General features: G+C 42.4%; 17 protein-coding genes and 1 riboswitch. Of the genes, 6 read left to right on the top strand and 11 right to left on the bottom strand.

The features are described 5' to 3' along the window. The first annotated feature begins 31 nt into the window (after positions 1-31). On the top strand, positions 32-1,348 hold the full coding sequence (locus ACFQWC_RS22015) for a Na+/H+ antiporter NhaC family protein (RefSeq protein WP_377109094.1): 1,317 nt from the start codon (positions 32-34) through the stop codon (positions 1,346-1,348). 408 nt (positions 1,349-1,756) lie between these two features. On the opposite strand, the gene ACFQWC_RS22020 is transcribed toward ACFQWC_RS22015, so the two are convergent. From ACFQWC_RS22020 to ACFQWC_RS22050, 7 genes are all read right to left on the bottom strand, one after another. Further along, complete coding sequence (locus ACFQWC_RS22020; protein ID WP_299746913.1) at positions 1,757-2,512, bottom strand: (S)-benzoin forming benzil reductase; 756 nt, start codon at positions 2,510-2,512, stop codon at positions 1,757-1,759. A 104-nt stretch (positions 2,513-2,616) separates the two neighbouring features. Further along, complete coding sequence (locus ACFQWC_RS22025; protein ID WP_299746916.1) at positions 2,617-3,402, bottom strand: divergent polysaccharide deacetylase family protein; 786 nt, start codon at positions 3,400-3,402, stop codon at positions 2,617-2,619. Positions 3,403-3,545: 143 nt separating this feature from the next. Then, positions 3,546-4,016, bottom strand: coding sequence for a helix-hairpin-helix domain-containing protein (locus ACFQWC_RS22030; RefSeq protein WP_377109096.1), 471 nt, complete (start codon positions 4,014-4,016; stop codon positions 3,546-3,548). Positions 4,017-4,031: 15 nt separating this feature from the next. Beyond that, a complete protein-coding gene (locus tag ACFQWC_RS22035) occupies positions 4,032-6,011 on the bottom strand; it encodes an ABC transporter permease subunit (protein WP_341357240.1) in 1,980 nt (659 codons plus the stop codon). Positions 6,012-6,150: 139 nt separating this feature from the next. After that, positions 6,151-6,861, bottom strand: a complete 711-nt coding sequence (locus ACFQWC_RS22040; RefSeq protein ID WP_299746925.1) for an EAL domain-containing protein — start codon at positions 6,859-6,861, stop codon at positions 6,151-6,153. Positions 6,862-6,951: 90 nt separating this feature from the next. Then, positions 6,952-7,032, bottom strand: a riboswitch (cyclic di-GMP riboswitch). A gap of 104 nt (positions 7,033-7,136) precedes the next feature. Then, on the bottom strand, positions 7,137-7,721 hold the full coding sequence (locus tag ACFQWC_RS22045; RefSeq protein ID WP_299746928.1) for a DNA-3-methyladenine glycosylase: 585 nt from the start codon (positions 7,719-7,721) through the stop codon (positions 7,137-7,139). Positions 7,722-7,817: 96 nt separating this feature from the next. Next, entirely contained in the window at positions 7,818-8,867 is a 1,050-nt protein-coding gene (locus tag ACFQWC_RS22050; RefSeq protein ID WP_299746931.1) for a DmpA family aminopeptidase, read from the bottom strand. 175 nt (positions 8,868-9,042) lie between these two features. Between ACFQWC_RS22050 and ACFQWC_RS22055 the strand changes: the two genes are divergently transcribed. After that, a complete protein-coding gene (locus ACFQWC_RS22055; RefSeq protein ID WP_299746934.1) occupies positions 9,043-9,804 on the top strand; it encodes a CAP domain-containing protein in 762 nt (253 codons plus the stop codon). Positions 9,805-9,970: 166 nt separating this feature from the next. Continuing rightward, positions 9,971-10,834 carry a LiaG family protein gene (gene liaG, locus ACFQWC_RS22060; RefSeq protein ID WP_377109098.1) on the top strand — a complete coding sequence of 288 codons (864 nt, stop codon included), beginning with the start codon at positions 9,971-9,973 and terminating at the stop codon, positions 10,832-10,834. A gap of 38 nt (positions 10,835-10,872) precedes the next feature. On the opposite strand, the gene ACFQWC_RS22065 is transcribed toward liaG, so the two are convergent. Together ACFQWC_RS22065 and ACFQWC_RS22070 are read right to left on the bottom strand one after the other, a co-directional pair. Next, entirely contained in the window at positions 10,873-11,601 is a 729-nt protein-coding gene (locus ACFQWC_RS22065) for a YqcI/YcgG family protein (protein WP_299746940.1), read from the bottom strand. 151 nt (positions 11,602-11,752) lie between these two features. Then, positions 11,753-13,951, bottom strand: coding sequence for an FUSC family protein (locus tag ACFQWC_RS22070; protein WP_377109099.1), 2,199 nt, complete (start codon positions 13,949-13,951; stop codon positions 11,753-11,755). Positions 13,952-14,229: 278 nt separating this feature from the next. On the opposite strand from ACFQWC_RS22070, the gene ACFQWC_RS22075 reads away from it, so the two are divergent. The 3 genes from ACFQWC_RS22075 to ACFQWC_RS22085 are packed head-to-tail and all read left to right on the top strand — an operon-like array spanning position 14,230 to position 17,868. Beyond that, entirely contained in the window at positions 14,230-15,306 is a 1,077-nt protein-coding gene (locus tag ACFQWC_RS22075) for a GerAB/ArcD/ProY family transporter (RefSeq protein ID WP_377109100.1), read from the top strand. Beyond that, the gene (locus ACFQWC_RS22080; RefSeq protein WP_377109101.1) at positions 15,303-16,754 is read left to right on the top strand and encodes a spore germination protein; all 1,452 of its coding nucleotides are present in this window, start codon (positions 15,303-15,305) and stop codon (positions 16,752-16,754) included. Before ACFQWC_RS22075 ends, ACFQWC_RS22080 begins: the two co-directional genes overlap by 4 nt. A gap of 1 nt (position 16,755) precedes the next feature. Further along, positions 16,756-17,868, top strand: a complete 1,113-nt coding sequence (locus ACFQWC_RS22085) for a Ger(x)C family spore germination protein (protein WP_377109103.1) — start codon at positions 16,756-16,758, stop codon at positions 17,866-17,868. A 66-nt stretch (positions 17,869-17,934) separates the two neighbouring features. Here the strand turns inward: ACFQWC_RS22085 and glmS are convergent, their stop codons facing one another. Continuing rightward, positions 17,935-19,737 (bottom strand): glutamine--fructose-6-phosphate transaminase (isomerizing), encoded by a 1,803-nt coding sequence (gene glmS / locus ACFQWC_RS22090; protein ID WP_299746955.1) that lies wholly within the window; start codon positions 19,735-19,737, stop codon positions 17,935-17,937. A gap of 559 nt (positions 19,738-20,296) precedes the next feature. Continuing rightward, the gene (glmM, locus tag ACFQWC_RS22095; RefSeq protein ID WP_299746958.1) at positions 20,297-21,646 is read right to left on the bottom strand and encodes a phosphoglucosamine mutase; all 1,350 of its coding nucleotides are present in this window, start codon (positions 21,644-21,646) and stop codon (positions 20,297-20,299) included. Positions 21,647-21,666 lie beyond the last annotated feature (20 nt).

Below are 21,666 nucleotides of genomic sequence, written 5' to 3' on the forward strand. Positions count from 1 at the left end.
GAAATTGAACAATGACAAAGGAGTGTTAGGAATGAATCAAGAAAAAGGAAATTTTTTGGCATTACTGCCTTTAATTATATTTGTTTCTCTGTTCCTTGGAGCAGGCATCATTTCTGGAGACTTTTATGCTTTTCCTGTATTAGTATCAATTATCATTGCATCCGTTGTAGGTCTGTTGATGAACCGGAAAGAGACGTTAACGGCTAAGATTGAGCGTTTCGCTAAAGGAGCCGGTCATCCTGATATCATGATCATGGTCTTTATCTTCCTTTTAGCAGGAGCTTTTTCAGGAGTAGCTGAAAAGATGGGAGCTGTTGATTCTACCGTAAACTTTGCCCTTTCCGTGCTGCCTGGTAACTTGATTATTGTAGGATTATTCATTATCGCTGCTTTCATTTCGTTATCGATGGGAACATCCATGGGGACGATCGCAGCACTCGCGCCAATCGGTGTCGGGATTAGTTCAGGAACAGATATTTCCATGCCGCTTGCCATGGCAACAGTCATTGGAGGAGCGATGTTCGGAGATAACTTATCATTTATTTCTGATACGACAATCGCAGCCGTTCGTACACAGAAAACGGAAATGAAGGATAAATTTAAAGTCAACTTTTTCATTGTATTACCTGCGGCAATCATCACAATGGTGATTCTTCTTGTTCTTACTATGGGGAATCAATCGACTGTCGGAGCGGAAAGCTTTAATTGGATTAAAATCCTGCCTTACCTTGGAGTGATCATCGGTGCTCTTGCAGGACTAAATGTGTTTGTTGTATTGTTAGGCGGAATTGTTTTAGCCGGAATTATTGGATTCATTGATGGAAGCTTTACCCCGGCAAGTTATTTCGGGAGTGTAGCCGATGGGATGACTGGCATGGCAGAGATTGTAATCCTTTCTGTACTGATTGGCGGGGTTGTTGAACTAATCCGTCATAACGGCGGGATTCAGGCTTTACTTTATCACGCCACCCGCAAAATCAAGTCTCCTCAGGGAGCACAGCTTGCTACAGCAGGATTAGTGAGTTCTACTAATCTTTGCACAGCAAACAACACGATTTCGATCATCATTGCCGGCCCCCTTGCTAAAACAATTAGTGAAAACTATGGAGTTGACGCCCGTAAATCAGCCAGTATCCTTGATATTTTCTCTTGTTCCGTTCAAGGGTTAATTCCATACGGAGCGCAGGCTCTGTTAGTGGCTGAAGTGGCAGGCATATCACCGGTCAGCATTATCCCATATGCCTTCTACCCGATCTTAATTGCTGTTTGCGGCATTATTGCCATTCGATTTGCACTACCAAAATTCACACGCAAAACAGCACCTGACGCAAACCCGGTGCGATCTTAATAAATGAGAGTAGAGAGACAAATCCTTTGGGGTTTGTCTCTTTTTTGCGAAAAGAGAGTTATCACGGTAGGTTGATGAACGAAAATAACAAATATAGGAGACGAATTAAATCATTTCGGCAAATCTTCTTTGATTTTTATTCAAACTTGGACTTTTTTGTGTTGTTGGTTAAAAATTTTCCACTTCATCAGCACATTCCCATAAAAACCCCCGATTTTGCCTTTTAAACCTTAATTGTAGGGCCGTGGATATTTTTGTTGTGCCACTTTCGAGGAAACTTGTGCCACTCTCATCCAAAATTGTGCCACTTTTGCAGTTTATTGTGCCAAATTGTGAATACCGCTAATCATTATTGTTTACAGCCCAAAATTCAAAAAGCAGATCCCCTTCCAGGAATCTGCTTTCTTTTTATAATAAATCATTTACATGATAAAGCTTACCACTTTCAAGTTCGCTTTCTGTCACAAGCTTGACCAGTGCATCTGCCACCGTATCTGTTTCACGAAGCATGCCTTCCTCTTTATATCGCTGAAAGGCTTCTACATCGACAAAGGCTTCTTTAGAGGATGAACGGATTTCTCCTTGCATATCCGTATTCATCACACCCGGGCTGAAGGCAATCGCTTGATGGCGGCTATGCTTTTTAGAAAGCTCTAAGCTTATGGTTTCTGTCAGCATGTTCACACCGGCTTTGGTTGCGCAGTACGTGCTCCATCCGTAAACAGGGCGACTTCCTGCTCCTGAGCTGATATTGATCATGATCATCTTCGAGTCAGAACCCCGTGCTGCTTTTATCATCTCATTGGTAGAGATCATGGGAGAAAGTAAATTCACATGCACACTCGTTTCGAGAGCTTGGTTTTCTACTTCACCAGACCGATTGATTGGTGTCACCACACCGGCATTATGGACAACATAGACTCTGTCCGGTTGATATCCGAATACCTTCGTCCCCACTTCACGGAAGACCGCTTCTGTTTCTCCTGATTGTGCAAGATCGCATGGAAAGAAGTCATACGATACCTCTTTTTCCCCGGCAAGCTTTTGCAGTCTTTCGTTATTTGATCTGGAAACATTGATCAACCCTATGCCTTTTTCAATAAATAGCTTGGCGATCGATTCACCTAAGCCTCTTGTTGCTCCCGTTACAATTGCATAATCCATATCGAATCATCTCCTTCTTACCTTCTGATTATAAGGGAGGGTCTTCTTATATCAAATAAATAAGCATTGGTTTAACAGAAGATTTACAAAGAAAGAGCACACCATCAAGGCATGCTCTCATCAATCAAATGATATTCAGGTATTAAATCTGACAGTGGTACAATGGATGCTTTTTTCTCATAAAGTGGAAGAAACTCTTCAAGCATGGTTGCGACCTTGATTCCTGTGACCCCGACATGACCTATGGCAATGGTGGAAGTGTCACTGTCCAATTCTTTAGAAAGGAGCTTGGCTTGCTTTCCGATATGCTGGACGGTATAGACATCATCAAAGAATAATTCATTTTCAAGATAGGGAACGTCCAATTCTTTCGCAAGCTTGGGAATGACGCTCTTTCCTGTTGTTTTACTATCCAAATAAAATAAACCCTTTTCCTTGCATACCTCTAAAACGATCCTCATGACCCTCTCATCAGCTGTGGCTTTTGAACCCATATGGTGATTGACGCCTACTGCATAGGGAACCTCTTCAATCGCCTTTTCTACTCTTTTCCGGATCTCGTCATTTGAAAGTGAAGTGGTGATTGCCCCTGGCCCAAGCCAACTTGCTTTCCCTGACATCGGTTCCATGGGTAGATGGACGATGACCTCATGGCCAAGCCCATGTGCCTTCTCCGCATCTTGCCTTGTTGTGGGCAGAAAGGGCATAACTGCAATCGTCAAGGTGACGGGTAATTTCAGGATTTCTTCTGTTCCCTTCATGTCGTTTCCTAAATCATCAATAACGATTGCGAGTTCATTGTGATGGGCTGGAAGGGGCAGAATGTTTCTTGCAGAAGATGACGCATGAAAAAAGAACGGCAATAGAAAACAGATGAATAGGACTCTCATCTTTCATCACTCCTTTTCCCTTATCATGTCCATTTTGAGGAGTATATACGAAAGAGAGGTCCGTCCCTGAAGAGAACGCATATAAATTAAGACAGGAAGCTGATTCTTTGCTTCCTGCCTTTTTAGTTTATGAGGTCCGTCCCTCATCCCAGTCCCTCATCCCAGGCTTTGGTTGGACGGTCACTGGGGTAACCGTGGGTTTGGCGGTAGTTTTTTCTTTGGGTGGTGAAGTCCCACCAGTTTTTGGTGGAGTTTGGATTGTTTGCGTGGTGGACGACGCACCTGAGGGAGTCTTCCACGCACGGGTCCATCCAGACGCCGTACTTCTTTTCCAGCTCTATAATGAGGTCTTCCCCTTTTTCATTCTTAATGTCTTCGTATGAATGAAATCCAAGATCTTTAACCACATTATGCGCCATATTCGGTCCGATCGACGGAATTCGTTGGAAAATGGACATGCCTACTAAGTACCGGGCTCTAGCCATAGAGATGTTTAGTTTTTCACTTAACACATCGGGAGACAGTTCGAAGATGTCTCCCAGTCTGATTTTCTCTTTACGAAGTGCCGATCTTTCCTCATCGGTTAGTGGTAATTTAGGACTCTTTCTACTCACTCTCTATCTCCCTCTCTATCCCTTAAAGGATTGTTGCCGAACCAAATGGAAGTCTTCCACCACTGGACGGTAGGTTTTGTTCTTGACCAGCTCATGTTTATTCTTAATTGGAGTGTTGTTCACCAGTACCCCCACCTTTGTTTGCTGGATTTCCTTCACACCTTGTACAATCAACTGCATGGCGATGATGGCAATCATAAAGGCTGCTAACGGAGCAATGACAATCCAGTACTTTCCGGTCATCAGGGAATCTTTAGTGGAACTGATCAGACCTGACCATTCAAATGTCCCTGATTTCGGAGGATCGGGTACCAGTCCTCCTGTAATGATCGTTCCACCCAGGAACAGATGAAACAATCCCAGGTGCACAAGGATGAGAAGCGTTTGGATAAATTGCTGTCCCCATATAATGAATAGTCGTGGTGCCAGATGTGGGAATAGGTGCGTCCACAGCAAATGCCGATTACTTCCCCCTAAGAGCTTCGCCGACAGGACAAAATCCTGTTTTCCTAATAACTTCAGTTCATTCCCTATTAAAACTGTCGTTAACGGCAGCACAAGAATCGTCAAGACGACAGCTTCAAAAACGAGTCTTTCAAAAATGGAGTGTTCCCATCCCAAAACGGGCAATCCCCAAAGCACAGGTCTTAATAGAAGATACGCAATGAGACTTAAAGGCAGGAAATGAATGGAATCAACCATTCGATCAAGCCAGTTTTTCCTGTTTTCTTTTAAATGAAAATGATAGGCAATACCTAGATAGAATCCACCAATCACCCTTAGGGAAGCGACAACCAGTGCAAATAGGAGGGTATACTTTGCCCCGACAATCAGTTGATCGAGGATGCTATACCCGAAGAAATCGGAGCCTAAGATCATCTCTCCAAATGGTTTATGAGGAGGTGCACTGATGATTCGTCCCTCATCGTTCTTCATAAACTGAATTTGTTTAATCGGCTCTTCTTTCATGACTGGATAAAGGAAACTGATAACAATCAAGAGAAAGATGACACTAAAGCCGATGGCAAACTTCCCATTATGCATATGCTGCCACCAAAGCCGTCTAATCGTAGAAAGCCAGCCCCATATCTTCCATTCATTCCACCTCGTTTTATCCCTTTTATATTTGGAATGATCGACGCTTCCCTCCCGATTAATCCATAGATATACACCTTGATACACAACAAAAAAAGGTGTGTAAATCATCATCAGCGAGATGGCTATGACCATCGGTCTGAAGTCCTGGACGATATAATACGTGATTCCTCTCATATTGAAAATCGTTTCAATGATAAATAAGCTCGACAGCATCCCCCAAATAATCAGCTTTCCATGATAAAACAGGCTTGGAGAAATATTTTTCAGTACGTGGGCAAAGAGGATCCTGCCTTTTGACATTCCCTTACTTTGGGCAAACTCTATATGTGGCTTAAGCATCTCTTCTTCCATAATAAAAAGAAGAATACGAAAGAAAGAGATCATGGGAATAATCGATAATGTGATGATAGGAGCAAGAAAGATCTTTTCATCCCCAAACTCTGTAAATTTCATTAATTCGAAGCCGAAATGCTTTATACCATACACAATGAGAAGCTGGAGCATAAACGCAAACATTAAGTCAGGTACCGTCTCAAATAGGTTTAATACTTTCTTTAGAGAAGACGTAACCCATCGGGGCAAAAACACTGTGAATAGTGTAAGGATGAATGCTATTCCCAGGCCCAAACCCAATGCTCCGCCGATAATCTGCAAAGAATACAGATAAGGTCCCCAAAGCATGTCCAGAAAATCGACGGTTATCCCTTTATAGGAATAGCTCCAATTTTCACGGTCCAAAAATACAAAAACAAATTTAATGAACTCTTCAAAGAATCCGACAAAATTATACAGACCCCTCTCCTTAAATACTTCAGGTGCGATACTCACGGCTAAAATACCAATCAACCCGAGAATATAATAGAACATAAATTTCAGCGGAAATGTGAGAAGCCTCATACTTTGATCCCCTTTTTTTCTCTTTTTCCTCAGTTTAATGGAAATGTTAAATATTTTCAATTTTATTTCAATTCCGACAAAACCACTGTAGGTTTCCACGAAAAAAGGTAACTCCCACACTTCAGAGTCACCATTCCATTTAAGCTAATAGTCGACTTGGCCTTCCCAGATAAAAGCCTTGTCCTATTGTAATCCCAATTTCCTCTGCCACTTTCATATCCTGTTTGGTTTCAATTCCTTCTAACACAATTAACGTATCCTTACCGTAAAATTGATTAAAAAAGGACAGGAATCGTTGTTTCTTATCATCTTGAGCCAGATTTAGAGCAAAATAGCGATCCAGCTTAATGATTTCCGGTTCATATTCAATGGATTTCTTGATGGAGGATGTCCCTTGACCAAAGTCATCAATCGCATACCATACTCCATATTGCTTAAGTTCTTTGAGTGACTCTTTTAATAATGGATTCTGCCAGAGTTCCTCCGCACTCGACTCATTAATCTCAAGTACAAGACGCCCCTTAATTTCAGGATGCTTCTTCATGAGGTCATAAAAATAGGTATGAAAGCTTGGGTGAAGAATCGTCGTAATATAAATATTAAGAAATAACTTACAGTTCTTCAATCCATTCTCTGAAAAGCTTTCAAGAGCTTTTGAAATGGATAAGGTATCAAGCTTATATAAGATATTCGCTTTCATGGCAGACTGAAAGACACTTTCAGGGTTTTCGTTATACTTGTTTCGTAACAGGCCCTCATATGCATAGAGGGATTGATGCTTGCCCATTTCATATAAGGGCTGAAAATCATGATAAATATAATCGTTTTGAAAAATAGTAAAGATGTTCATAGGACCCCTATACTCTCTGTTTATTTTTATAGAAGATGTCTAAATGTAAAAAAGCCTTATAAAAAAACCACACAAAAACGTATTCCTACGTTCGTATGTGGTCGGTTGCGCTACTAGCTCCCCTAAATGTAAGCGCCCATCTATCATTTAGGTTCAAAGCTCCCATTCGAATTGTCTGTATTCAATGAAATTAGTCTTATAAGAAAAATATACCACAAACGTAGTACTTATGGGGTGTGTTTTCAATGAATATTAGAAAATTCTTAAAAAAACACTCATCTTGATACATACGGATTGTCTTTAACCCAAAACCTCCATGGATAATCCCTCGCTTCTCCAGTGTTTTCAATTCCTATTCGTTTTCCTTCTACAATGTTTTCTGGCTGGTATCCTCTTGAGATGATGAGAGGCGGTTCTAAATAGCTCCCTCCGTAGTCCTCCATTGTGATGCCTAACGCTTTCGTCAGCTTTCCTGGACCATTTGTCCAATTTTTCTTTATATGACCCGGCCTTCTTCTTTCCATAAGCCCCAACCCTTCAAGTGGTTCAACGGCTCTAATGAGAATCGCTTCAGGCTTCTCTCGTTCACCGCTCACTACATTCACTAAACAATGGGTATGCATAACATATGTATATATCCGGCCTGCTTCATGAAACATGACTTCCGTCCGCTTCGTACGCCTGTTTCCATAACTGTGAGCCGCTCGATCCTCAGGCCCTAAATAGGCTTCCGTTTCCACAATGTAACCTGATGCAGTTCCCTCCTCCGTCTCTTTCATTAATACACATCCCAACAGGGACTTTGCAAGCTCCAAAGTGGGTTGTTCGAAAAAGGAAGGCGGCATAGGCGTATACTTCATGATTTTCACTTCCTTTAACCAAATAGTCAGTACTTATAAGTATTGGTATACCCCATTTACTTGAGGGTTAAATATAATAGAATGTTTAGCTTTTATTTATAGCCTACCCTTAAACAAATCTAAAGGTATGGCTTCCACCTTCCGATCATTCCTGCCCGTTGTGGTTTCTGCTTTACAAAGAGAGTTCCAAATGGCTTCTTCTACGCTATCCACGGTCATTTCAAATAGGGTGGATATGATCGGTCCGTCTTCTTTAATGAAAGAGTAAAGAATCGTGTTATCATTGTCGGGCTGATGTGGAATCCGGTGAGCAGTAGAGAAAGCAAGAACAACATCACCACTTCCATGTGCTGCATACGAACCCGTTCTTGAAAGACCGAATGAAGCACGTTTGGCCAATCGTTTAAGCTGCCTTTCATTGAGAGGTGCATCGGTAGCTAAGATGATCATGATGGATCCATCGGGTATATCCATATCCTCCCCGGTGTGAAGGGTGGGAACCATTAAATCTTTTCTGTGGCCGAAATTCGTTAATACGAGTGCTCCCACTTTATACTTTTCATCTCCAAATGCATACTCCCTGGAGCTCGTCCCTATACCTCCTTTATATCCTAAACAAAGCATCCCGGTTCCCGCTCCTACACACCCTTCTTCAACAGGTCCGGATTGTGCATGAAGAATGGCTTCCCTGGCATCTTCAGGCTTTACATGAAGGCCCCGGATATCATTGAGATAACCATCATTGCATTCTCCCACAACGACATTTACTGTCCCTGTTGTGTCGCCGATTTCAGGTGTTTCGCCCAGCATATATTGAACGGTCCCTTTTAACACATCCCCAACGGAAAGAGTATTCGTCAAGAGAATCGGGCTCTCAAGGACACCCAGCTCCTCCATTTGAATCGTCCCGACTGTTTTTCCAAAGCCATTGATTACATAGCTGGCAGCAAATATCTTTTCTCGAAACAGATTGCCTTCATGAGGTAATACCGCCGTAACACCCGTCCTTACCACGGTACCGTCATGCTCATAGTGAAGGGTTTTATGCCCAACCTTCACTCCCTCAATATCGGTAATACTGTTATTTTCCCCACATGTATACGAGCCGATACTACCTCCGATCTCCCGAAATCGTTTCCGTTCCATTAATGAAAAACCTCCTTCTTCCTTATCAGTAATTATTCGGGGCAAGAGCTCAAAACCCTTTTAAAACACAGAAGTAAACCCTATTTTTTACAGGGTAAAAATGAAGGCGGGAGTACATATTAAAGACTGTTAATGCCTGTTATAAAAGGTAATCAACAATATTGGAGGATCAAACATGAAAAAACGCTTTCTTTCGATAACAGTCTGTGCCGTCATCCCGTTTATGCTGATGACTGCCTGTAACACTAACGATACAAACGATAACCTGATGGATACACAGAACGTGAATTACGATCCGGTTTCCTATGGAAACAATGGACGAGATAGAATGGATGGGATGCAAGGAAACCAAACTCCCCTTCACCGTTTCATGGCTCCGATCGATCCAAATGGAGACTTACGCGAATTTACACACTTAGATCCAGGTGAGGAAAATACGCCTGGAAATGAAGAAGCCGGGCAGCCGAATCAGCCTGCACAAGAACCGAATACGGGTCAGCCCGAACCACCCACGGAACAGCAGCCTAAGCAGGATACACAGACTTCAGATGCAAATGGATTTATGAAGCAAGTAGTGGATTTGACCAACCAGGAACGCAAGAAAAATGGACTTAATGCCCTGAAGATGGATGGAGAGTTAGCGAATGTGGCGGAGATGAAATCAGAGGACATGAAGGAAAATGACTATTTCTCTCATACGTCTCCTACGTACGGATCTCCTTTTGAAATGATGGAGAATTTCGGGGTGGATTACTCCACGGCAGCAGAAAACATTGCCGTTGGACAAAAAACACCTGAATCTGTCGTTAACGCTTGGATGAACAGTCCCGGACACCGCAAAAATATTTTAAATAAACAAGTCACTCATATTGGCGTGGGAACAGCGAAGGATCCCAGTCAGGGGATTTATTGGACGCAGATGTTCATCGCGAAATAAAGGCTAAGACCGGTCACCTGTGATCGGTCTTTTCTATTCATTAGCCCACACCGAACTCGGCCTCTGGTCTGATTCAAAAATAATCCTATGGCTCATTGTGATGAACCGGCAGCTGCATTAAAATAATACTATAAAATGGAAAAACAAACCAAAGCGAGGGATTTTAATGAAAAATGCTTTTGCCGTGATCATTGCACTGCTTGCACTTGGAACGCTATACGTCATCCTGAATGACAATACATCGTTATTTGCTAAAGAAAGTCAGTCAGGAGAACGCATCGGGGTAACGGACAGAATCGATCACATCGATCTTAAAATGGAAGGCAGCGACACAGAAGTCATTCCTACAGACCAGAATGAAGTCAAAGTTGATATCAAAGGAAAAGGAACACTGACTTTAGCTGAAAAAGGTGACACCATTGAAGTGGCTGTAAAGCATAAATGGTATGAATGGGTAGCATTCAACCGCAAATCGAACGTAACCGTATACATTCCAAAAGAGTATGATCGAAGCCTCGAAATCAATATTGGCTCCGGTAACCTGCAATTTGCCGGAGAATCCGAAAAGAATCGAATGAAGCTCGATGAGTTATCCGTGGAGATGGGTTCCGGAAACATGATTCTCGAAAATCTTGAGACGAATGTATTCGAACATGATGGTTCTTCCGGAGACTTGGTCGTGAATGCTCTCTCCACAAAAGAAGGTAATGTAGACATCAGCTCCGGGGATGTAGAATTGTCGAACTACGAAGGTCCTCTGGAAGGTGACTTATCATCTGGTGAATTAACGGTCTCGATGGACACTCTAAAGGGAGACCTGAATTTTGATGTAAGTTCTGGAGGTGTCAACCTGGATTTACCTGAAGACGCGAGCTTTAAGCTGAACGGAAAAGCAAGCAGCGGAGATATCTCCTGCAACCTCCCATTAAAGAATCAGAAGGTAGACAATGGAGACATTTCAGGTGTGGCAGGGTCTGGTAAATACAACATCAATGTTTCCGTTTCCAGTGGGAATGTCGATATCTATTAAGAAAAAGAGTGTCAGGCCGCGACCTGACACTCTTTCTCTTATTTATGGTGAAAAGGGCATTTGCCCTCGATCGGTACCACATCGTCTCCAATGAAGTATTGCTTCCACTCACGGTGTTCAGGATCCCCGTAATGGCTGATATTCGGGTGCTTCGGTAAGCCGTCCCACTTCTCGACCCGCTCCCTTACTTTCTCACGGGACATAATGCCACCCTTTGACGTTCCTTCCAACCCTTCAAAGATCCTTCTCGGCTGAAAGCCTAATACCAAGCTATTTCCAAGGTCTCTCGTCTTTCGCTGCTTATAAGCAGGAGCATTCCCAAACACGAAAAACGGCTCCCCGGCAAACGAAAACGCCCACAAATGATGATCCGGATCCTCCGGATAATCCTCAGGCCAAGCCTCCTCATCCTCATCATGAAGAAACTGCAGAATCTTCCAGAAATACTCACGATAATGAGGGACGGACCTCTCCTCATCCTCTGGTTCCACAAACAAAAAGAATCCGTGACGAATCAGCCGCTCACCTTCTGGTACATCGAACAAGTCGATAAACTCTTGAATCGTTTCGGGAAGATGCTCCCAATTATCGTGACTTATATACGAATACCGAAGCTCTCCTTTTTTCTCTCCGGTCATACCGAAGTAACAAGGAAACGTTCGATCAGTTACTACCTCGTGAAAGTTCTTATATTCTTCTATCACCCATTGGGGAACAAGATCAGGGTTTTTCATATCTTCTTTTATCAGTAATAAGCTTTTCGCCATTTGCTCCACCTCACCATTATAAAAATGTATAGATGGTATGGTTTTCCCGAAGAGTGTAGGGTTAAAACAATTTCTGACAAGAAGTTATCTAAAACGACTATCCCGACAGGTGGAATAAGCGCAATAAACAAAAGGGTAAAGCGAATTCGCTTTACCCTTTTGTTTGAGTTTCCTTCACTTCCGCGCCCAATTCCTCTCCAAGTGCCACAATCGATTGATTGATTTTCCACACATAGTAGAGGTGATGAATCAGATCCATCTGTGACTTCAGTCTGCTTGGTGCCAGGGTTTCGATCTTTTCCCTTTCCACACTTATACTCCAAAGAACTTGTGCGTTCTCTTTTTCTTTTAGCAGCTCACGTAATGTTTCGATGTTATGAGTGATTTTCTCTTCTGTCTGCTTAAAAACGCTATTTAGTTCATCGGAAACCTTTGATGGTACTTTTCTATGGGATGAAGCAAGCAGATGCTTCGCATAGTAGTTGGTGGCTGTCACCACTGTGATCCAACGGCCGATCCCCGATCGTGTCATGGATCCAGGTCGTTGCAGAAGCGATTGTGCTTCATCCTTTATACTCTGAAGCTTCTGATCGAGATCAAAGGCTTGATCTGTTAATGGTTTTTCATCAATATTCGTAAAGGTTTTTATATAGGAAGAAACATAGCCTCCAAGCTCTTCAAGAAAATCATCAAAGGCGTCTGCCACCTTGTCCTTCGTTTTCTTTGGAAATACAAATGCCGAGACAGTCAGGGCAATCAGCGCTCCAGCAATTGTATCAATGACCCGTGCCCCCATCAGCTGCATGCTGATTCCGCCTAGCAGCAGGTCATACATAAACGCAATGAGCATTGTAATGAACAAGCTCATTAGAGTATAAGAAACCGTGAAGAGATAGAATGCCAGGAACAGAACGACAAACAGAAGAAAAACTTCAAGCTCAGAATTTCCTGAAACGAGTTTTGCCGCTCCGAATCCAAGTATTGCTCCGATCACCGTTCCGACCGATCGCTGAAAGGCTTTCATGTAGGTTCTTCCTACTGACTCTGTACCAATTTGAATAATAAAGGTCGTTAACAGCACCCAGTAGGGCTGTGCAGGAGCAATCAGCTCCCCAACGATAATAGCTAGTGTACCTGCTACAAGAGCTTGAATCGCCTTACGTGTAGACGGTTTTAAACTCTTAGTCTCTTCTTCAGGCTTATTCTCTTTTCCCTCATCTTCAGACTCGTCCTTATTCTCTATGTTCGTTTCCTTGCTTTCTGAGACTTTCAGTGATTCTTGAATGGTGATGGCTGCTTCCAGGACATGATTGGCAATGGACTCAATACGCCTTAGAAGGTACACCCAGCCCTTAGGCTTTACTTCTTGATTCAACATCTCTGATAACAGAAAACGAAGGGCCTGGATGGCTTTTTCCGCTTCTTCAAGTGAACGGGGATCATAATCCTGAGCCAGTACCTCGGCATCACGGAGCGAACGAAGAACCCAAACCAACAGGCGTCTAAGCTCCTTAACCTCTAAGGCATCCAACTCCTTGAGCCGCTTCAAAGAATCGGTTAACGTCTGAATCAACATCTCTGTATCAAAAACATATAGACGCAATTGCGAAGGCTCGATACCTGGCCAAAGCTTCTTCAAATCATTCTCATTGATATCACTGGCTACGATTCTTGCATATTCATTCAGCCTTCGAACATTTCGATCGAGAAGCTTCCTACGTTTACTACTCGTATCCGGATCCTCTATCATCTTCATTAAAATCGTAAACGTCAAATTTGATTGAATATGAAACGAACGCATGCTTCTTCGTAAGACATGAACCGAACCTTTAAAGATAATGAAATTATAAAGAAAAGCGTACATGACACCAATCACAATCCCAATATAAAACCATGATAGATGCGCCACATCAAGCTGCAGAATCGACGAAATATAAATCGACATAAATCCTGCCATTCCCATGGAAAAATACCGGATGGCAAAGCGGGAGAAGTAAAAAGCGCTGAATATCGCTCCTACCAGTAGAGTATTCACCACGAGACTATAATGGGCAAAGGCGGAGCCTAATGTGATTCCAACCGCTACCGCCACACCGATCAACGGGGTCGTGAACTTCTTTTTAGCCGTTGTGTCATCCATGACGACGAAAATCCCGAGCATCCCCACCATCCCTGACACAATGGCCGGTGTAATCGCTGAGTGATTAAATAGTTTTAATAAAAATAGCATCGTAAATACGGCCGATATTAAGCTGATCGTTGCCTTACCTGCCTGCTGAAATCTCTTCCGGCCCGGGTCTGATGCAAGGAACCTCCCCAGCCATACATACTGTCTATGTAACTGTTTCATTTATCATCATACCCTTACTTTCAAACCGTTTTTCATTCTCTATTATCGTACCCTTCCCAATAAAAAAGTAACCTGGACTGCGGAAGCAGCAGGTTACTCTTTATTCGCTGGTGCACGAAGAGAACATGAATCTATTTGTATGATTATAAGGGTTTTGGATGGTTGGGTAAAGGAAAGTGCCTGGAGTTTCCTATTTTCTCACTACTTACCTATCGAGATACCTATTCTGTGCATAATCCCCACCCCAAATGGCAAACTACCAAATGGTGATAAATTCTATGAATAAACGATCGATCTATCTCATTCATATCTTCTCAATCATTATTCTTTCATCCGGATTGATGGTACATGTACTCATTCTTCCCAGCCTTTTAAGTGCCGGGAAACGTGATTCATGGATAAGTGTATTATTATCCGTACCTCCTCTTTTCCTTTGGATACTTTTATTGTATTACATTTATAAAAAGCTCGGAAATCAAGATCCCATCCAATTCATTCGCATTCATTTCGGTAAAAAGCTCTCGAATATGATCGGTTATTTATTAAGCCTCTATTTTATGGGGAGTGCCTTTGTCACTCTTAATTACACGGCGAACTGGAGCCTGACGAATTATACCTTCGAAGTCCCTTTCTGGGTTATCTTGACCAGCATTGCGGTCACCACCCTTTATGGGACGTACAAAGGGGTCAGGACCATTGGAATGATTGCTTTTATCTGTCTCCCTGTTGTCACCTTTTTAGGGTTTTTTGTGGCTTCAGGTAACATGAAGAATAAAGACTACTCCCGACTCTTCCCCATTTTCGAAAATGGAATGTCAGATGCATTATTAGGAATGATTTATGTAGGTGCCGGAATTTTTGAACTCGCCGTTTTTTTGTTTCTTGTTCCTTTCGTCGTGACGGGGGAAATCAAAAAGAAATGGCTGATTGGTCTGGGTATTATACTTGCATTTCTCACGTTGGGACCAGTTACCGGGGCAATTTCCGAGTTTGGGATAGAAGAATCCATGAAGATGAAGAATCCAGCCTATGAACAGTGGCGATTATTGACCCTTGGAGAGTATATAACCCGATTAGATTCCCTATCCATCCTCCAATGGCTATCCGGGGCATTTGTACGGATCAGCATCAGTGTCTACATCACTGAAAAACTTTTATTTACCACTGAAAATAAACGGTTCCTTAAAATCCTGATCTTATATGGGGTATTGTTTATAGGAGCTCTTATACCTTGGAATGAAGCTTCCTTTTTTAATTTTTTGTATACCTATTTTTTACCCTATAGTCTTGTTCTATTAATTCTATGCATCGGTGTACTGGGGATATTAGTAAAGATAGGAGGGAAAAAATCATGAAAGAGAATCATGGAAGGTCCATTGATTTGCTACCTTTTAAAGATAGCTCGGATATTTTGGTTTCCGAAAAAAAAGTTGTGAGGGACGGAAATGATATTGAGTTGATTTATGTCTATTCCCCCAATATGGCTGATCAAAATACCTTGTACAAGTGGATCATTCCTGAAGTCCAAAGACTCCTCCATTCAAACGGTTCACTGAAGGCGAACCAATTTTCCGATTTCATCAATGTTTCAAGTCCTGATCAGGACATAGATATTCAAAGGCAAGCTGAGCAGAGGATATTCTCCGGGGATATCATGATCGTGACTCCTCATGATCATCATGTACTCTTTTTCTCTGCCAGCAAGCTCGCCAAACGTTCACCGGAAGAATCAAACACTGAAGTTTCAATTAGAGGGCCCAGGGATGGGTTCGTTGAAGACGTTGGTGATAATATGACCCTCATCAGGCATCGGTTAAAGACCAGCTCATTAAAGAGTCTCAAAATATCCATCGGGAGACGGAGTCAAACAGATGTTATGCTTCTATATATAGACGATATCATGAACCCTGACATTCTTAAGGACGTAAAAAGCCGACTGAAATCCATTGATACTGATGTTATTGTCAGTAGTTACGAATTAGAAGAGTATTTATACGACAATACGTTTTCTATCGTTCCATTGGCTCAATACGTGGGGAGGCCCGATTATGTAGTGGAGTCTTTAAACCAGGGGAGATTCGCCATTCTTGTAGATGGGAACCCGACTTGCTTAATAGGTCCTGCTAACTTGGGATTGATGCTGAACTCACCGGAAGATGCCCACACCAGCTTCTTCTATGTGAGTATTGAAAGGATATTGAGATTCCTCGCTTTCGCAACGACCATTTTTCTACCTGGCTTCTGGGTTGCGGTTACGACTCATCAGCTGGAGCAAATCCCTTACCCTTTATTAGCCACTATTACGGTGTCCAGAACAGGACTCCCCCTTTCAACCGGGATGGAATTGACTCTTATGCTCATCCTATTTGAATTGTTCAAGGAAGCCGGTGTACGCCTTCCGAAAGCAGTCGGTCAGACGGTTGCCGTGTTGGGAGGACTCATTGTAGGGGATGCTGCCATCAGAGGAGGATTCACCTCTCCCACGATGCTGGTTGTCGCGGCGATTACCATCATTTCAAGTTATACACTAATGAATCAAAGCTTGACGGGAAATATTCTGATTTTACGGTTTACAAATTTATTCATCTCCTCTTTATTGGGCTTATATGGATTCTTTTTATGCGGGTTTATCTTCTTGATCGCTCTCGTCAGTACAGAAAGCTTTGGACAACCCTTCCTGACCACCTTTGCAAAGCCTACAATGGGTGATTACTTTAAAGGATATATCAAATTGCCAAGCTCACTCACAAAGAAACGGAACTCGGGGTATTCACCAACCGACCAAGATCGGAAGGAGTCGTAAAATGGTAAGGCGATCAGTCATTCCATTGCACCTACTGGTTCTGTGTTGTTTACTACTCACGGGCTGTTTAGGTTCCAAGGAAATTCAGGATCAGGCTTATATCACTTCAATCGGATTTGATGTAGAAGATGAGCAGATCATCGTCTACTTCCAGGCACTCAGCTTTGCGAATATTGCCAAGAAAGAAGGAGGAGAGCCTACAGCAGCGCCCATTCTGATCGGCAGAGGGAAAGGATCCTCAATAGAAGAAGCGTTTAACGATATCGAGCAGACCACGGCTGTACCTCTTCATTACGGACAAATCAATACGCTTGTCATAAGTGAGAAAGCGATGGAAAAATGGTTGAACACGATTCTGGATTTTATGGGAAGAAATTCTTTTTTACGCTACACAACGTGGATGTATGGAACAAAAGAAAGTATCCAAGATATCTTTGCAGCAGAAAGTTTCTTTGGGCAACCTCCTCTTTATTCCATATTACATAGACCGTTAACAGTGATAAAGGAAAATTCCTTTCTTCCTGTAGTACCATTTCATGATTTCATAGGTGATTTTTATGAGCCAGTAGGGGCTTCCTACATTCCTTCTATTTATATCCATAAAGAAAATTGGCAGGAAGAAAAAGAAAAGAAATTAACGGCTATCGATGGATTATATGTATTCTCTGAAGAAAAGTTTAAAGGAAAGTTTACGAAAGGCGATTTGGAAGGCCTGAAATGGTTCAACCCGGAAACCAATAAAATATATGTCCCCCTGAAAAAATTAAAAGTAAGTGTTCAAATTGTTAAACCTAAAGCGAAAATCAGGTTAAAAGGAAAGGATAAGCCGGTATACAGTGTTGAAATCGATGTTGAAAGTACGTTAGATCAGAATGTTGAAGGATTAGAGGTAAGAACGATTGAAAAACACCTGGAGAAAAAAATCAAAAAACAAATCATGAAAACGTATGCAAAAGCACTTGAGAAAAAGATCGACATCTATAATTTAACAAGGAACACGTATCGCTTTCACCATAAGCGATGGGATGTTGCGACGATTAATGATCTTTCAAAGGATTCTCTTGAAGTAAAGGTGAATGTATTCATCCCTCATACAGGAGATTATAAGAAATAACACCTAATAGCATAAAAAAACCGGTCGGCCCCAGAGGGACACAACCGGTTTTCATCTATTTAACCCTTACTCAACCGTAACCGACTTTGCCAGGTTACGCGGCTTATCTACATCACAATCGCGATGAAGGGCAGCATAGTAAGAAATTAATTGTAATGGGATGACAGAGATAAGAGGTGTTAACAATGGGTTAACCTCCGGGATGACGAAGCGATCTTCTTCGTCTTCTAAGCCTTTCATGGAAATGATACAAGGGTTTGCTCCACGAGCGACTACCTCTTTCACATTTCCTCTGATGCCTAGATTTACTTCTTCTTGAGTTGCAAGTGCAACGATCGGAGTACCTTCTTCGATCAGAGCGATCGTACCGTGCTTAAGCTCTCCTCCGGCAAATCCTTCTGCCTGGATGTAAGAGATTTCTTTCAGCTTCAAAGCGCCTTCGAGCCCTACATAGAAGTCAAGTGAACGGCCGATGAAGAAACAGTTGCGAGTCGTTGACAGATATTCGCGTGCGATATCTTCAAACTCTTCTTTCGTATCGCAAAGTGCTTCCATCGCAGTAGCAACAATACCAAGCTCTTGAACAAGATCAAAGTCCTGGTTATTTCCACATGCCTGCCCGGCAACGTGCGCAAGGATAGCAAGAACCGCCAGCTGAGCTGTGTACGCTTTGGTTGAAGCAACGGCGATTTCAGGTCCTGCATGAAGAAGCAATGTGTAATCCGCTTCTCGGGAAAGCGTAGAACCCGCTACGTTTGTGATCGTTAATGATTTATGACCAAGCTCTTTGACTTGAACCAGTACGGCACGACTATCTGCCGTTTCACCACTTTGAGAAATAAAGATAAATAATGGTTTTTCAGAAAGTAAAGGCATGTTGTAGCTGAATTCGCTTGCTACATGAACTTCAACAGGAATTCCTGCACTCTTCTCGATGAATTGCTTTCCAACAAGACCGGCGTGGTAGCTCGTTCCACATGCAATGATGTAGACACGGTCCGCTTCCTTCATCGCACCGACGATCGGCTCATCAATGTGAAGCTCGTTGTTCTCATTTTGGTAAGCTTGAATGATTTTACGCATCACTAGTGGCTGCTCATCGATTTCTTTAAGCATGTAGTGAGGGTATGTTCCTTTTTCGATATCACTCGCATCGATTTCAGCTGTGTAAGGAGCACGTTCCATTACTTCACCGATCAGATTTTGAATTTCAACCTTTTCTTTCGTTACGATGACCATTTCTTTATCCATAAGCTCAACGTATTGGTCTGTTACTTGAATCATCGCCATAGCATCACTTGCTACAACGTTGAAGTCTTTTCCTAGACCTACAAGCAGTGGACTTTTGTTTTTCGCTACAAAGATTGTTTCATCATTTTCAGAATCTAAAAGGGCGATGGCATAAGAGCCTTTAAGAAGCATTAACGTTTGACGGAAAGCTTCCTCTACCGTGTTTCCTTCTTCTACAATCTTTTCAATCAACTGGACGATGACTTCTGTATCCGTGTCACTCTTAAACGTTACATCCGTTAAATATTCACGCTTAAGTTGAGAGTAATTTTCGATTACTCCGTTATGAACGATTGTAAAACGGCCTGAATTACTTTGATGAGGGTGAGCGTTCACCTTGCTCGGTACACCGTGGGTAGCCCAGCGAGTGTGGCCGATTCCTGTGTTGCTTGATACACTCTCATCAACAATACCGCGAAGGTCGGCGATACGACCCTTCTCTTTAAACACATGAATGCCTTCATCGTTTTGAACGGCAATACCTGCAGAGTCATAACCGCGGTACTCAAGCTTTTCAAGACCTTTTAAAAGAATTTCCTTTGTATCTGAATTTCCAATATATCCAACAATTCCACACATAATTAATATATCCTCCCTGAACATGCAAGGGGGCAAGAACTCTTTTGGGGACAACTTGCCCCCTTATCTCTGTTTGTCATTAGTATTTACATTGGTCACTTTTTTCTTCCCTTTGTCCATCAAGTTGCCTCAACGATTTAAGGAAGAAACTTTCGGTTCTGTGACACATACGAACCGGGAGGCATCCGCCGAATGCTCGATAAACCTCCACCTCGTCAACTAAACGATCCTTGTCGTATCCATCGTTTAGCCCTGGCGCTTTATAAGGATGGTTACTCACTATCCACCTTTCCTTCTTGACTCATTTCCAATTAATTTGAAAAACGAAAACAAAATCATCATACACTAGCACGTTTCCCTTAGTCAACAAAAATCTTACAAGAACAAGAAGTTGTTATCCCATTGTCATGTTCCCGAAACAGAGCAGCGATAAACCATGTGGTCTAAAAACCTTTCTATTAGGACATCATCGGGGTACCTTTATCCCCTATTCAAAAGGACTCTTCTTATTAAATATGCATAAGGGGCACCTGTTGACCCCTTATGCACAAAAAATCAACTATTCGTTTAAACCCATTTCTTCGTCAACAACTTGTACGATTTCATTTACATACCGCTCGCAAAGTTCTTCTGTAGGAGCTTCTGCCATTACACGTACTAACGGCTCAGTTCCAGAAGGACGAACAAGAATACGGCCATTTCCGTTCATTTCTTCTTCAACCTTTTCAATCACTTTTTTAACGGTTTCGTTATCTGTTACATGATGCTTGTCTGTCACTCGCACATTCACAAGCTTCTGAGGGAACTTTTGCATTTCTCCCGCTAGTTCAGATAATGATTTACCGGTCATTTTCATAATGTTTACGAGCTGGATCCCCGTTAACAGACCGTCACCTGTTGTATTGTAATCGAGGAAGATGATGTGGCCTGACTGCTCACCGCCAAGAGTATAGCCATTTTTCTTCATCTCTTCCACTACGTAGCGATCTCCAACCGCCGTTTGAATGCTTTGAATCCCGTGCTCTTCAAGCCCTTTATGGAAGCCAAGATTACTCATGACAGTAGATACGACTGTAGACTGTTTCAATTGACCTTGTGACTTTAAGTATTTACCGCAGATATACATGATCTGGTCTCCGTCCACAATCTGTCCATGCTCGTCGATCGCGATGATACGATCTCCATCACCATCAAAGGCAAGTCCTAAGTCTGCACCTTTTTCTTTCACCATCTCAGCAAGTGATTCAGGGTGGGTAGACCCAACACCTTCATTAATGTTTAATCCGTTTGGTGATGCTCCCATCGTCGAGATGTCAGCATCCAGATCAGCAAACAGATGAGTAGCAAGAGCGGACGTTGCACCATGTGCACAGTCTAACGCAATATGTAAGCCATCGAAATCTTCGTCTACTGACTGTTTTAAATACTGCAGATATTTTTGTCCACCTTCGAAATAATCACTAACTTGTCCTAAGTCAGCTCCGGTCGGACGAGGCAGCCCGTCAACGGTTTGATCTAATAGACCTTCAATTTCGTTTTCCTGGTCATCAGAAAGCTTGAAGCCATCTGGTCCGAAGAATTTAATTCCGTTATCTGCAACCGGATTATGAGAAGCAGAAATCATGACACCAGCCTGGGCTCCTAACGCTTTCGTTAAGTAAGCTACCCCTGGAGTTGAAATCACACCCAAACGCATCACTTCAGCACCAATTGATAGAAGTCCCGCTACAAGAGCCCCTTCCAGCATATGTCCGGAAATCCGAGTATCTCTTCCAATCAATATTTTGGGGCGCGTAGCATCCTTTGTTAAAACATAACCACCAAAACGTCCAAGCTTAAATGCTAATTCCGGTGTTAATTCTGTATTCGCTACACCTCTTACTCCATCCGTTCCAAAATACTTACCCATTGTCATTCTCTCCTTTTTAC

Origin of the sequence: Rossellomorea sp. GCM10028870 (genome assembly GCF_042666755.1) — a bacterium.
In the GTDB taxonomy this organism is placed as follows: domain Bacteria; phylum Bacillota; class Bacilli; order Bacillales; family Bacillaceae_B; genus Rossellomorea.